This is a genomic window from Nocardioides soli (assembly GCF_014191495.1).
GTDB lineage: Bacteria > Actinomycetota > Actinomycetes > Propionibacteriales > Nocardioidaceae > Nocardioides > Nocardioides soli.
In genome coordinates, this window is record NZ_JACHWR010000004.1 from 1 (window position 1) to 13,533 (window position 13,533).

The 13,533-nt window shown below is 64.9% G+C and carries 11 protein-coding genes; 1 reads left to right on the forward strand and 10 read right to left on the reverse strand.

Features of this window, described 5'->3' with window-relative positions; genetic code table 11:
- Positions 1–872: 872 nt before the first annotated feature.
- From FHU40_RS22920 to FHU40_RS22965, 10 genes are all read right to left on the reverse strand, one after another.
- Positions 873–1,034, reverse strand: a complete 162-nt coding sequence (locus tag FHU40_RS22920) for a hypothetical protein (protein WP_183594833.1) — start codon at positions 1,032–1,034, stop codon at positions 873–875.
- Between the two features lie 778 nt (positions 1,035–1,812).
- Positions 1,813–2,172: a hypothetical protein gene (locus tag FHU40_RS22925; RefSeq protein WP_183594834.1), complete on the reverse strand. Its 360-nt coding sequence runs from the start codon at positions 2,170–2,172 to the stop codon at positions 1,813–1,815.
- Positions 2,173–2,427: 255 nt separating this feature from the next.
- A complete protein-coding gene (locus FHU40_RS22930) occupies positions 2,428–3,795 on the reverse strand; it encodes a recombinase family protein (protein ID WP_183594835.1) in 1,368 nt (455 codons plus the stop codon).
- A gap of 244 nt (positions 3,796–4,039) precedes the next feature.
- Positions 4,040–4,513 (reverse strand): SRPBCC family protein, encoded by a 474-nt coding sequence (locus tag FHU40_RS22935; RefSeq protein WP_183594836.1) that lies wholly within the window; start codon positions 4,511–4,513, stop codon positions 4,040–4,042.
- Positions 4,510–4,830, reverse strand: coding sequence for an ArsR/SmtB family transcription factor (locus FHU40_RS22940; RefSeq protein ID WP_183594837.1), 321 nt, complete (start codon positions 4,828–4,830; stop codon positions 4,510–4,512). Before FHU40_RS22940 ends, FHU40_RS22935 begins: the two co-directional genes overlap by 4 nt.
- A gap of 61 nt (positions 4,831–4,891) precedes the next feature.
- A complete protein-coding gene (locus tag FHU40_RS22945) occupies positions 4,892–5,137 on the reverse strand; it encodes a hypothetical protein (RefSeq protein ID WP_183594838.1) in 246 nt (81 codons plus the stop codon).
- Positions 5,138–5,235: 98 nt separating this feature from the next.
- Positions 5,236–5,727 (reverse strand): beta-class carbonic anhydrase, encoded by a 492-nt coding sequence (locus FHU40_RS22950; RefSeq protein WP_343058001.1) that lies wholly within the window; start codon positions 5,725–5,727, stop codon positions 5,236–5,238.
- A 22-nt stretch (positions 5,728–5,749) separates the two neighbouring features.
- Positions 5,750–7,513 carry an MFS transporter gene (locus FHU40_RS22955; protein ID WP_183594839.1) on the reverse strand — a complete coding sequence of 588 codons (1,764 nt, stop codon included), beginning with the start codon at positions 7,511–7,513 and terminating at the stop codon, positions 5,750–5,752.
- A gap of 18 nt (positions 7,514–7,531) precedes the next feature.
- A complete protein-coding gene (locus FHU40_RS22960) occupies positions 7,532–8,239 on the reverse strand; it encodes an LppX_LprAFG lipoprotein (protein WP_183594840.1) in 708 nt (235 codons plus the stop codon).
- A gap of 4 nt (positions 8,240–8,243) precedes the next feature.
- The gene (locus FHU40_RS22965) at positions 8,244–10,733 is read right to left on the reverse strand and encodes a DNA gyrase/topoisomerase IV subunit A (RefSeq protein ID WP_183594841.1); all 2,490 of its coding nucleotides are present in this window, start codon (positions 10,731–10,733) and stop codon (positions 8,244–8,246) included.
- 78 nt (positions 10,734–10,811) lie between these two features.
- Between FHU40_RS22965 and FHU40_RS22970 the strand changes: the two genes are divergently transcribed.
- Positions 10,812–13,499, forward strand: a complete 2,688-nt coding sequence (locus FHU40_RS22970; RefSeq protein WP_183594842.1) for a bifunctional acetate--CoA ligase family protein/GNAT family N-acetyltransferase — start codon at positions 10,812–10,814, stop codon at positions 13,497–13,499.
- The last annotated feature ends 34 nt before the right edge of the window (positions 13,500–13,533 follow it).

The following is a 13,533-nucleotide window of genomic DNA, read 5'->3' on the forward strand; positions in this document are numbered from 1 at the left end:
TGTAGGCACCAAATCCAACCACTACGCCTTCACCAACACTCACCACTTGAATACCTCTGCTCTAAAGGGCTTAGGCGAGAGTCCGCATGACTTTCTATATGCGTTGTCTACGTAGTAGATGACGAGAGCGTCTACTAGGTGACAGAAGATGAATGCCAGTGTTAGACCTATGACGATGCCGATTAGGAATGAGATCATTTATCCCACCGGCTCTCTTGCAACTTGTAATTGCGATTGCCGTGCTGTGCGTCATATGCCTTGTGATCGGCCTGGCACATGGGAAGATAGTTGAAGACGTTCAGCGAGTAAGCCTGTTCGTTACCGCGCTTGTCGGTCTCAAAGAGAAGGTCTGTGGCCTCAGCAGATAGAGCCCACTCCTGAGCCTCGAAACCACACACAACACAGTCATATGACTTTGCATGGCCTCTGACGGCTCTAATGCGTGTATGGGCACCACTGAAGCCCACCATGTCGTGTCTAAGTTCAGGGGAGACTCTGTGGTCATCAGAACCCTGGCGATGGTGATACCACCATGACGAATAGTGGGCCTTGCACATGCCACGGGCGACTGCGATCTTCCCGCACTCGCATAGCGGCTTAGGTTCGCTACGCAATCCGAGAGGATTACCGCAACGCATGAGGTTTTGATAATGTTTCTTGCAGTATGTTCGGCTGTAGTGTTTATTCTCGCAATCTTCTACCGAACAGACCTTTTGCTCTTCTGACAACTTCCTTTGATAGTTCCTTTGGTTGAATTTAAGGGAGAAGACCGGAAGTTTGACAGAAACCTATGAGATGATTTTCTCTACCGGCCTTCTCGCCTTATGTATCCAATTATCCCAGAGAATCTTTCTAATGCCAAATGAAGTGCATCATTCTATGTTAGATGAATATGACTTCTTGTGGGTGAGGTAAGACTTTATTGCCTGTTCTTCACTACCGGCGATGATCGGCAATCTTCCCCATGTTCCCTGAACAATCCACAAAAACTCATCTTCATCCAGCATGTTTCGATCTAGCAGCACGTTGATCAACTCATTAGTGTGCTCATATCTACTCACAGTTATTTGGGGTTTCCCCACTTTCAAACCATCCTATGTTTTCCATTCTCTTCTGACACTTAGGACAATCCATAGTGTCTGCGTCTACTGCTCTAACAAAGTCACATGCTTTGCAGTAGAAGACGTTTTCAATTTGTGTTTCTAGTTTGCCGTTCACCATAGGTCTTCATCTCCTGGCAATACCGGCGTCTTGCGCTGCCTACGCTGTAGGCGCTCCAACTCAACACGTTCCGCCAACTCCGCTCTAGTCAGCCTAGTCTCAATCTGAGACTGCGGGGTCTTACCAACTGAATTGGAAAAATCGGTAGTTTCAACAATTAAGGGAGTACCTACCTGCTCTTCAAAATGCTTCATTGTCAATCCTTCTCTAATTGTTTCACTCAATAAATCTTCACTGTATGTATCTTCACTGTATGGGCTATCAAGTTGAGACTCCGTAGTCTCAATCTGAGACTCGACAGTCTCAATCTGAGACAACTCAGGAATCTGGGGGAGTAGATTCCCCTTAACCTCTACAAAGAATCCGGCATCGAACAACTGCTGTCGATACCTGTGATATGTGGCCTTAGAAGAGTTCACAGACTTAAGTGCTGTCTCATTCTTCCAATACAGACCACTTGGTCTACCGTCAGCCGGTACCCAATTGATTGCCCTTGCCAGTCTTAGGCATAGGTTTACTGCTCCTGCGGGAAGTAGTCCTAATGACTCGGCCTCGATAACGGCATCTTCCCATGTGTAACGCTGTACTAGTTCATTCATGCGCTAACACCAACTGTTCCGCCAATTCGCAGATTGGTACCCATAAGTCGAAAACCGCGATACGTGCGCGATCCTCATAAATATTCATGACTTCCGGTGTGGCTTGAATCTGATCAAAGATTCGATAGTCGAACTCGCTATTGATTAGAGCGGTTGACCATTCATTGTGATACTCGTACTCGGCTGCTGCGCCGGACATGCGAATAACTAGGGCATCGTCAAACCCGATATTGCCGGAGACTCTGACGATGGCTTCCAATTCTTCGTTCCCGGGTAATAGAGTTGCCTCATGCCCGAGTGAGCGGGCTACCAACAGGTGCCCTGCCTCATGTACTGCTGTGTCGTAATTCATTGTGTTGCTCCTAATTGATGTGAAATAGAAACACCCCGTATGCCGCCAGACATACGGGGTGCTCTAGATGTGCTTCTACTCATTCAAAAAGGTTAGATAGAAAGTCTTTAGCGCATTCTCCTAAGTCTGGCGGTCCTCGGAATTGCTTCTCTACTAGTTTAGCAGCATGGAATTATGACGCGGACCAAGGATCTGCGCGGTTAGTAAACCCTTTCGCATTCTTGCAAGAATCTTGAGGAATCAGTGCAGCCTAATTCATCCAAGCGATTGCGAAATGTCCGGTACCTCAGAAGATCCATCGGTATAGAAGAACTCAAATCTGGCGGGGTTAAACGGCTGATTGCCACGAGAGATAGACGGTCCAACTTTGATATTGGTGATGTACTCGCCCATGAATACCCGCTTCTGAGAAAGGCTAGAGCGGTAAAAATCAAAGTAGGATTTCATTGGGCCAGAGAGTTTAGGACCAGACTTAGCCTTTGCCTTTGTCACTTCATTGATCTTGGCCTGAATCTCCTTAACTTCCTTTGCGGCAGATGGAGTGTCCAAGATTTCATCAATAGCCAACTTACGCACATGGCCTAGTTTTTTGTTGAGGGCATCCAACTCGGCATCGTAATTGCGAGCGTCTGAGATTGGCTCCTGCGGCTTCTCATGGTGCTTCTCCATCGCCTTGAACAGTGCCCACCGATCGGCAATCTTGATACGCACGCTGATTCGACCACACCCGCCATAGTTGGCAGCACAGCGATACATGTTGTTATGAGGATTACCCTTCATCTGCGTTAGGCAGTGAGAACAAATCAAGATGCCTGAGAGCAGATACTTTCTGGCGTTCGTTCCTACTTTGGCATTTGCCAACTCGGTCTGAGCATTAGTGAAGAGTTCAAAATCCACAATATCCGAGTAGATGGAATCAGCGACAATCTCACCCTTAAAGTCAATCTTTCCTGCATACACCGGCTTCGTCAAAGTCACAGACAAAGTGCCCGAACGCCAGTCGTTACCCGAAACTGTCTTAATGCCACGCTTGTTCAAGTCTTTGCAAATAGACGTAATTGATTCACCACGGGCACGACGAACAAAAGCCTCTTTGATAATCAAGGCTTCATCCTCAATGATATTCCAATTCTCGTCATAGCCATAGAGTCGGTGTCGTCCCTTGTGTGGAATGCCCATGGCTGCACGCTGAGCCTTTTGAGCCCTGACACGTTCTCCAATGCGCTCTGCCTCACCCTGAGCAATAGACCCAAGGATTAGGGCATTGGTGCGACCGGCAGAGGTAGACAAATCAACGTCACCGGCAGAGATGTTTGCAATCTCAAAACCTAGACGCTTCTGCATATCCAGAAATGGCACAAGTTCAGCCATGCGTCGGGTAATTCGATCCCATGCATATGTGACAACAGCGTCAATCTTCTTAGCCTCTAGATCGGCTAGGAGACGTTCGTACGCGGGTCGTGACTTCCCTGACGATGCCGACAGATCGTTGTCGACGTAGACCTCAACGACGTCCCAGCCGCGCTGTGCTGCACGCTCACGGCACAACTCTTCCTGACGCTGGACGCCTAGAGCGGTGCCGCTCTTGTCGAGACTGATTCGGGCGTAGATGCCTGCTCGCATGATGACCTCCTGATGACCTCCTGACGGTTGGGAGCCGTCAGCCTGACAGGTGTTCAGGGGTAGGTTCAACCCGAAGAAACATGCCCTCTGACCTGCGGAAACGCTGTCTGAGACCTAGTTTCAGAAGTCATCTAGGTTGTATGCGCCTGCTCCCGAACGGAGTTCATCGTGCAGGGCGCCTACGAAGTCGACATGGAGACACTGGACGCGTAGCCGGCGCCTCCACGTCGACGCGGGTGCGCGGTCAGGCCGCCTCGACCAGCTCGGCGTAGCGCGCCAGGTAGACCGGCCAGCCCTGCTCGTCCGCGACCCCGTCGCGCACGGACTCCCAGCCGGGGCCGTGCCGGTCGAGGTGCCGGTGCTCGAGCTCGACGCGGGTCCGGTCCGGGCCGTCGGCCACGAACCGGATCTCGACCTCGCTGGCGTGGTCGGGGTCCTGCTCCAGCTGCCAGGTCGGGCCGATGTCCCAGGTGAACACGATCCGGCTCGGCGGGTCGTAGTCGAGGATCCGCGCCCACGCGCACTCGCTGCCGTCCTCGGCGCGATCGACGATCCGTCCGCCCGCATGCGGCTCGAGGACGGTCTCCACGATCGGCGCGCCGAGCAGGTTGTGCTCTCGTGGCTTGATCGCGTCGAACCGCTCGGTGAACACCGCGAACGCCCGCTCCGGGGTGCCGCTCACGACCGCCTCACGGCGTACCACGTTCTCGTTCGTCATCCTTCTTCCTCCTGGTCCGAGTCCATGTGCTGCTCGAAGTTCGCCAGCGTCCTGCGCCAGAACGTGTCGAGCTGGTCGCGGAGCGCGGCCACGCCGTGCTCGTTGAGCCGGTATCTGCGCCGGGTGCCCTCGGCGCGGGCGCTGACCAGGCCGATCTCCCGGAGCACCTTGAGGTGCTGCGAGACCGCCGGCTGGCTCACCGGCAGCGCCTCGGTCAGCTCGCCCACCGTGCGCTCGCCCTCGGAGAGCTCCAGGACGATCGCCCGTCGGGTCCGGTCGGCCAGAGCGGCCCAGGCCGCGTCACCTTCATAAGTCATAACAAATAAAAGGTACGACTTATGAAGGTGCCACGTCAACCGTCGACGCGATCGCCCCGGGTCAGGCGCCGGCGCGACGCTTCTCCTCCTGGTCGCGCAGCACGAGGGTCGAGGCGAAGATGTAGAGCGGCTCACGGTCGCCCCAGGCGGGGACGACACCGACGAAGTCATAGCTCTGGTTGGTGGTGAGCTCGATCATCGTGGCCTCGATGTAGTGGTGCTCCGGCGGGCGGGAGGGCTGGCCCCGGTAGTGGGTGCGCCCGGCCGAGACCATGTCGGAGTGCGTCACCAGGTTGTAGTCCGCCATCGATGCCGAGCTCCTGCCGTTGGTCGTCCGCGTCGGTTGCGGGAGTCCCATCGGCCGGGTCCGTCAGCGTCTGACCCGTTTCCGGCAGTCGGGCCGGGTCAGTACTTCTGGTCCAGCAGCCCCGTGTCGACGTCGTAGAGGAAGCCGCCGACCTCGATGGAGTCGGGGACGAGGGGGTGGGAGTGCACCTTCTGGACGTCCTCGCCGAGGGCGGCGACCTGGTCGCTGATGACGGAGAAGGGCTGCCAGGAGGCGTCGATGCCGGCGGAGGCGGCGACCTGGGCGCGCAGCTCGGCCTCGGTGTTGCTGGCGACGGCGCAGCGGGTGTGGGGGACGATCAGCACCCGCTCGACCTTCAGCAGGTGCACCGCGAGGACCAGCGCCTCCAGCGCCTGGGGGGTGATCCGGCCGCCGGGGTTGCGGAAGATCTTGGCGTCGCCGGGCTTGAGACCGAGCATCCCGAGCGGGTCGATGCGCGAGTCCATGCAGGTCACGATCGCGACACCGGCATGGGCGACGCCGTCGAAGCCGGCGAGGTCGAAGTGGGCGGCGAACTCCCGGTTCGCCTCGAGCAGATCGTTGAAGCTCACAACCTCGGACAGTAGCGAAGGTTCAGCCGGCCGACCGAAGCAGGTCACCGGTCGAGATCGCCCGGGTCGGGGCGTTGCGGAAGAGCACCAGCGCGAGCACGCCCGCGATCACCGCACAGATCGCCGCCCCGGTGAACACGGTCTGCTCCTGCGCGATCCCGGCGAGCTTGAGCAGCCGGGTGAAGTCCGAGCAGCGGCTGGCGCCGTCGCAGACCTCGCGGACGGGCGGTACGTCGGCCTGCTCGGCGTAGTAGCGGCGCAGCCCGATCGTGGTGAGCGCCGAGATGCCGACCAGCATGCCGACCATCCGCGCGACCACCACGAACGCGCTCGCGAGGCCGTGCACGTCGTCGTCGGTGCTGGCCAGCACGGCCGCGTTGACCGGCGCGAGCGCGAGGCCGAAGCCGAGGCCGCCGATCACCAGCGGCAGCGTCGCCACCGGACTCTCCAGCGACTCCAGGTCCCACGTCGCCATCCACAGGAAGCCGACCGCGGCCAGGGCCATCCCGGCGGCCGTCACGACGCCCGCGGGCAGTCGGTGGGTCAGGTAGCCGCCGACCACCGCACCCACCGGCAGCGCGACCAGGAAGCGCACCAGCACCAGCGCCGCCATCAGCTGCGAGCCCGGGTAGACGGTGGTGCGCGCGAAGAGCGGGATGTCGATGAGTGCCGCGATCAGGGCCGCGCCGATGAAGAGGCTCACCAGCATCGCGCCCCAGGCCGGGGTACGCCGCAGCGCGCCGGCCGGCACCAGCGGCCGCTCGACCCGGCGCACGTGCACGACGAAGCCGACCGTGGCGAACGCCGAGGCGAGCAGGTACCAGGCGCCCTGGTCGGAGAAGACCTGCACCTTCGGGTCGGCGGTCGCGAACGCCAGGACGATGCCGGCCAGTGCTAGCGCGAGCAGCAGCGCGCCGAGCACGTCGGCCTCGCGGACGGTGCGGACCCAGCCGGGCAGGTCGAGCAGTGGGCGCCGCGCGGTGCAGCAGCGCACGACGAGCAGCACCAGCGCCGCGATGGTGGCCAGGCCGAGCGGGGTCAGCCACCGGCTGTCGCCGGCGTAGGGGATGAACAGCCGGCCCCAGGTGAGGTCGCGCATCAGCTGGCTGGGCTGGACGAAGACGAGTGCGCCGGCGACCAGGGTGGTCAGCGCGAGGGCGAGCCCGATCCAGTCGAAGCGCCCGGTGGTTGAGGAAGGCGCGCTGGCGCCTGTCTCGAAACCACCCAACCGCTTGATGACGACTGCGAGGACGAGCCCGACGGCGAGGTTGATCAGGAAGATCGCGCGCCAGTCCGCCACGGCGAGCACGAGCGCGCCGAAGAGCGGGCCGAGGACGCTGCCGATCTCCTGCACGGCCGAGACCAGTCCGAGGGGTACGCCGCGCCGCTCCACGGGGTAGAGGTCGGCGACCAGGGCGAGCGTGGCGGGCACCAGCCCGCCGCCGCCGACGCCCTGCAGGAAGCGGCCGGCCACCATCGTGGGCAGGTCGTAGGCGAGCGCGGTGAGCAGCGACCCGAGCGCGAAGACGAGCAGCGCCGCGACCAGCACCGGCACCCGGCCGCGCAGGTCGGCGATGTGGCCGATCAGTGGCAGCATCGCGACGTACCCGAGCAGGAAGCCGGAGACGATCGGGGCCGCCCGCTGGAGCTGCTCGACGGGGATGCCCGTGCCGGCCATCATGTCGGGCAGCGCCAGCACGACGACGTAGGTGTCCGCAGCCGCGAAGGCCACGGCGACGGCGGCCAGGCCGAGCAGCCAGCGGGACGCCCCGGTGATGGCGGTCATGGCAGGGTCACGGCGCCGTCACGGCGCGGTGATGTCCTTCTCGGTGCCGTAGCCGTCGAAGGTCACCGTGTAGGTCATCGGGTCGGAGTCCTCGTAGAAGACGCCGGTCAGGTCGGCGCTGCGCAGCTCGCCGTCGTCGGTGATCGTGTACGTCGCGTCGAAGTCGCCCGTGGCGGTCGGGATGATGTTCTTGACGACGTCGCCCGACACGGTGCCGGTGTACTCGGTGAGGATCTCCTTGTTGTCCTCGCCGCCACGGACGCTCTCGCCGGCCTCGAGGTCGGTGGTGGCGTCGAGCAGCGAGGAGAAGCCGGCGTCGGGGCTCATCAGCCGCGCGGGGTCGGGTGCGCCGTACTCCGCCGGGTCGATGTCCTGCCATCCGGTCGTGAGCGGCAGCTGGACGTAGACCTTCTCGTCGACCGCGACGACCGGCACCTCGAAGGCCTGCCCGGACAGCACGACGGTGATCTTGCCCTCGAACGCCGGCGCGTGGGTGCCGACACCGGCGGCCTTCTCGACCCCCGTGACACCCTCGGGGAGGTCGTCGGTGCTGAGCGTCAGCTCGACGCCGCTGGTGTCGTCGAGCGTCTGCTTGGCCGCGGCGAGCGCCTCCTCGGGCGTCCGGTCACCGCCGTCCTCGCTGTCGTCGCTCCCGCCGCACGCGGCGATCGAGAGCACGAGGACGCCGGCCACCAGGGCCGCGGACAGTCGTCGATGAATCAGCACGCGGTCAGCCTTCCACACCGCTCTCGACCCGGAGGCGGGCCGCGACCGGCCCGGCGCACGCGGCGATCGGCTGGCTGCCCGGGGTGCCCGATCCGTCGCGCTTGCCGGTGGCCGCGGGCAGGTCGACGGGGGCGCCGCTGGCCGCGGCCGCGCGCGCCGGCGCGGTGCCGGCCCAGGCGAAGACCAGGGCGTCCTCGCCCTTGAGGAACCGGTGGCAGCGGACGCCGCCGGTGGCCCGGCCCTTGGGCGGGTACTCCGCGAACGGCGCCACCTTGAGCGCGCCGGGCTCGGTGCCGGGCAGGGCGGTGGAGGAGCCGGAGGCGGTGACGACGACCGATCCCTCGGGGGCGTCCGGGTCGACGACGCCGAACCACACCACCCGCTGGCCGGACGCCAGCCGGATGCCGGCGATGCCGCCACCCGAGCGGCCCTGGGGCCTGACCCCGTCGGCGCCGAAGTGCAGCAGCTGGGCGTCGGAGCTGATGAAGCAGAGGGTCTCGGCGCCGGTGGCCAGCTCGACCGCGCCGACGACCTCGTCGCCCTCGGCGAGCCGGATCACCTCCCAGTCGTCCCGACCGAGCACCTCGGGGTTGACCCGCTTGACGATGCCCTGGCGGGTGCCGAGCGCGAGTCCCGGGCCGTCGGTGCGGAGCGTGCAGAGGCCGAGCAGCCGCTCCCCGGGCTCGAGGGGCAGGATCTCGGTGACCGGCAGCCCGCCCGCGAGGTGCGGGTCGTTGGCGGTGTCGGGCAGCTGCGGCAGCTCCAGCACGCCGATCTTCACCAGCCGGCCGGTGCTGGTCAGGCCGCCGATCTCGCCGCGGGCGGTCGCGCGGACCACCGAGACGACGACGTCGTGGTTGGCGCGACCGCCGCCCTGGCCGGGTGGCTCGGCGTTCGCCGTGCGGGCGAGCAGCCCGGTGGAGGAGAGGTAGACGAAGCACGGGTCGTCGGCCACCTCGAGGGGTACGGCGGCCGCGCTGACCGCCGTACCGGCGGACTCGAGCAGCACCGTGCGCCGGGGCGTGCCGAAGGTCTTCGCGACCTCGGCGAGCTCATCGGAGACGACCTTCCAGCGCAGCTTCTCGTCCTCGATGATCGCGTCGAGCTCCTCGATCGTGCGGCGCAGCTCGTCCTGCTCCTTCTCCAGCTCGATGCGGGAGAACTTCGTGAGCCGGCGCAGCGGCATGTCGAGGATGTAGTCGGCCTGGATCTCGCTCAGGTCGAAGACCGAGATCAGCCGCTCCTTGGCGGCCGCGGCGTTGTCGCTGGTGCGGATCAGCTGGATGACCTCGTCGATGTCGAGGATCGCGATCAGCAGGCCCTCGACCAGGTGCAGCCGGTCGGCGGCCTTGCCGCGGCGGAACACCGAGCGGCGCCGGACCACCTCGAAGCGGTGGTCGAGGAAGACCCGCAGCATCTCCTTGAGCGAGAGCGTGCGCGGCTGGCCGTCGACCAGGGCGACCGCGTTGATGCCGAAGGAGTCCTCCATCGGGGTCTGCTTGTAGAGCTGCTCGAGCAGCGCCTCGGGCACGAAGCCGTTCTTGACCTCGATCACCAGCCGCAGCCCGTGGTCGCGGTCGGTGAGGTCCTTGATGTCGGAGATGCCCTGGAGCTTCTTGGACTGGACCAGCGTCTTGATGCGCTCCATGACCTTCTCGGTGCCGACGCCGTAGGGCAGCTCGGTCACCACGATGCCCTTGCGGCGGTTGGTGACCGACTCGACCCGGGCGGTCGCGCGCATCCGGAAGCTGCCGCGGCCGGTCTCGTAGGCGTCGCGGATGCCGTCGAGGCCGATGATCTTGCCGCCGGTCGGCAGGTCGGGCCCGGGGATGAACCGCATCAGGTCGTCGACGTCGGCCCGGGGGTGGGTGATCAGGTGCCGCAGCGCCTGCACGACCTCGACGAGGTTGTGCGGTGCGCAGTTGGTCGCCATGCCGACCGCGATGCCGGTCGTGCCGTTGACCACCAGGTGGGGGATCGCCGCCGGCAGCACCGCCGGCTCGAGCTCGCGGCTGTCGTAGTTGGGCTTGAAGTCGACGGTGTCCTCGTCGATCGAGGCGGTCATCGCCACGGCCGGGGGAGCCATCCGGCACTCGGTGTACCGCATCGCGGCCGGAGAGTCGTCGGGAGAGCCGAAGTTCCCGTGCCCGTCGACGGTCGGCAGCCGCATCGACCAGGGCTGCGCCAACCGCACCAGCGCGTCGTAGATCGCGCCGTCGCCGTGCGGGTGCAGCCGGCCCATGACCTCACCGACGACGCGCGCGCTCTTGACGTGGCCGCGGTCGGGACGCAGGCCCATGTCGCTCATCGTGTAGAGGATCCGGCGCTGCACGGGCTTCAGCCCGTCGCGGGCATCGGGCAGCGCGCGGGAGTAGATGACGGAGTAGGCGTACTCGAGGAACGACGACTCCATCTCCTGCTTGATGTCGGTGTCGAGGATGTGCTCCTCGAAGTCGTCGGGAGGGAGGTCCTGCTTCGTCGTACGCCGCGCCATGGCCACGATTCTTCCAAGGCCCACCGACGGAAGCGGCAGGGGCACGCCGTTGTGTGGCCGACCGGTAGATTTCACCGCGTGACCAGCACCGACGCACCGACGCACTGGGAGGCCGACGTCCTGCTGCGCGACGGTCGGACGGCCCACATCCGCCCGATCCGGCCCGAGGACCGCGAGGTCTTCGTCGAGTTCTACGCGCGGGTGTCGGACCAGTCGAAGTACTACCGGTTCTTCTCGCCGATGCCGCGGCTCTCCGACCGCGACATCGACCGGTTCACCCACGTCGACAACGTCGACCGGGTCGCCTTCGTGCTGACCCTCCAGGGGCTGATCATCGCGGTCGGCCGCTACGACGTGATCAAGCCGGGGGAGGCCGAGGTCGCCTTCCTGGTGGAGGACCGGCACCAGGGCCGCGGCATCGGCCAGCTGCTGCTCGAGCACCTCGCCCAGGCCGGCCGCGAGCGCGGCGTGGAGCGGTTCGTCGCCGAGGTGCTGCCCGACAACACCCGGATGATCCAGACCTTCCGCGACGCGGGCTACCAGGTGGCCAGCGAGTACGACGAGGGCGTGCTCCAGCTCGAGTTCTCGATCGACCCGACCGACACCGCGATCGGGCTGATGTCCGAGCGCGAGCACCGCGCCGAGTCGGCGTCCATCGAGAAGTTCTTCAACCCGCGCTCGGTCGCGGTCATCGGTGCCAGCCGTCGCCAGGAGACCATCGGCCAGGCGCTGGTGCGCAACCTGGTGACCGGTGACTTCACCGGCCGGGTGTACGCCGTGAACCCCACCTCCCACGCCGTCTCGGGCCTCCCGACGTACAAGTCCGTCGCCGACATCCCCGACGACGTCGACGTCGCGGTGGTCGCGGTGCCGGCCGAGTCGGTGCAGGACGTCGTGCTCGACTGCGCGGCCAAGGGGGTCCACGGCCTGGTCGTCGTGTCGGCGGGCTTCGCCGAGACCGGCGAGGAGGGCCGGGTGCGGCAGCGCAAGCTCGTCGGGCTGTCCCGCTCCTACGGCCTGCGCCTGATCGGGCCCAACTGCCTGGGCATCATCAACACCGACGGCAAGGTCTCGCTGAACGCGTCGCTCTCGCCGCTGATGCCGCCCCGCGGCCGCGCCGGCTTCTTCTGCCAGTCCGGCGCGCTCGGCACGGCCATCCTCGAGAAGGTCTACAACCGGGGCCTCGGACTCTCCACCTTCGTCAGCGCCGGCAACCGTGCCGACGTCTCGGGCAACGACCTGCTCCAGTACTGGGAGGAGGACGACTCCACCGAGGTCGTGCTGCTCTACCTGGAGTCGATCGGAAACCCGCGCAAGTTCTCCCGCATCGCCCGCCGGGTCTCGCTGCGCAAGCCGATCATCGCGGTCCGCTCCGGGCGGACCACCCAGGGCGTGCCGATGGGCCACGCCGTACGCCGGATCGCCGCCCCGCCCGCGGCCGTCGACGCGATGTTCCGCCAGGCGGGCGTGATCCAGGTCGACACGCTCGACGAGATGTTCGACGTCGCCCAGCTGCTCGCCCACCAGCCGCTGCCCCGCGGCCGCCGAGTGGCGATCGTCGGCAACTCCGACGCGCTCGGCCTGCTCGCCGCCGACGCCGCCGCGGCGGTCGGGCTCGTGGTCAACAAGTCGACGGCGCTGGGCACCGACGCGGGCGCGGAGGACTTCGAGGACGCCCTCGACCTGGCCATCGACGACCCCGAGATCGACTCGGTGATCGCGGTCTACGTGCCCCCGATCAACGTCTCCGGTGAAGAGGTCGCCAACGTGCTGGCCGCGGTCGGCGAGCAGTCCGACAAGCCGCTGGTCTCCTCGTTCCTCGGCGCCGAGGGCGTGCCCGAGCTGCTGCGGGTGCCCGACGTGGCCGGCTCGACGGCCGGCCGCGGCTCGGTGCCGTCGTACCCCGGCGTGGAGGCCGCCGTGCGCGCGCTCGCCCACGTCGTCGAGTACGCCGTGTGGCTGCGCGCGCCCGACGGCACCCCGGCAGACCCCGAGAAGGTCGACGAGGCCGCCGCGAAGCGCCTGGTCACCCGGATCCTGGCGGAGCACCCCGACGGCACCGAGCTCGACCTCGAGACGCTCACCGAGCTGCTCGCCGCCTACGACATCGAGCTGTGGCAGACCCGGTCCGTCGGGTCCCGGGACGACGCGATCCGGGCCGGCAAGGCGCTCGGCTGGGACGTCGTGCTCAAGGCGACCGCCGAGCACCTGCGCGAGCGACCCGACCAGGCCCACGTGTGGCGCAACATCGACGACGCCGACGAGATGGTCGACGCCTGGGACACGCTGGGCAGCGTGATCTCGGAGCCGGAGCGCGCGGGCTTCGTGGTGCAGAAGAACTCGCGGCCCGGCGTGCCGGTGGCGATCCGCAGCATCGAGGACCCGCTCTTCGGGCCGGTCGTGTCGTTCGGGATCGCCGGTCCGCTGACCGAGCTGCTCGCCGATCGCTCCTACCGGATCCCGCCGCTCGGGGCCCGCGACGCGGCCTCGATGGTCCGCGAGATCAAGTCGTCGCCGATGCTGTTCGGCTACCGGGGGAGCGAGGTCGTCGACGTCGCCGAGGTGGAGCGGCTGATCCAGCGGGTGGCCCAGCTCCAGAACGACCTGCCGCAGGTCCGCTCGCTCGAGCTCTCCCTGGTGCTGGCCGGAGCCGAGGGGGCGACGGTGCTGACCGCGGCGGCGCGCGTGGAGCCCGTGGTCGACCCGCGCTCCGACTGGTTCGTCCGGCGTCTCTCCCAGCCGGCCGGTGACACCCTGCCGTCCTGATCCACCCACCGGCGGTCCGATCCCACATTAGGAT

What these genes read in the sequence shown, in the direction of transcription:
- FHU40_RS22925 (WP_183594834.1), bottom strand. Translation starts at nt 2,172, where the DNA reads ATGAATTACGACACAGCAGTACATGAGGCAGGGCACCTGTTGGTAGCC.
- FHU40_RS22940 (WP_183594837.1), bottom strand. Translation starts at nt 4,830, where the DNA reads ATGACTTATGAAGGTGACGCGGCCTGGGCCGCTCTGGCCGACCGGACC.
- FHU40_RS22945 (WP_183594838.1), bottom strand. Translation starts at nt 5,137, where the DNA reads ATGGCGGACTACAACCTGGTGACGCACTCCGACATGGTCTCGGCCGGG.
- FHU40_RS22930 (WP_183594835.1), bottom strand. Translation starts at nt 3,795, where the DNA reads ATGCGAGCAGGCATCTACGCCCGAATCAGTCTCGACAAGAGCGGCACC.
- FHU40_RS22955 (WP_183594839.1), bottom strand. Translation starts at nt 7,513, where the DNA reads ATGACCGCCATCACCGGGGCGTCCCGCTGGCTGCTCGGCCTGGCCGCC.
- FHU40_RS22965 (WP_183594841.1), bottom strand. Translation starts at nt 10,733, where the DNA reads ATGGCGCGGCGTACGACGAAGCAGGACCTCCCTCCCGACGACTTCGAG.
- FHU40_RS22935 (WP_183594836.1), bottom strand. Translation starts at nt 4,513, where the DNA reads ATGACGAACGAGAACGTGGTACGCCGTGAGGCGGTCGTGAGCGGCACC.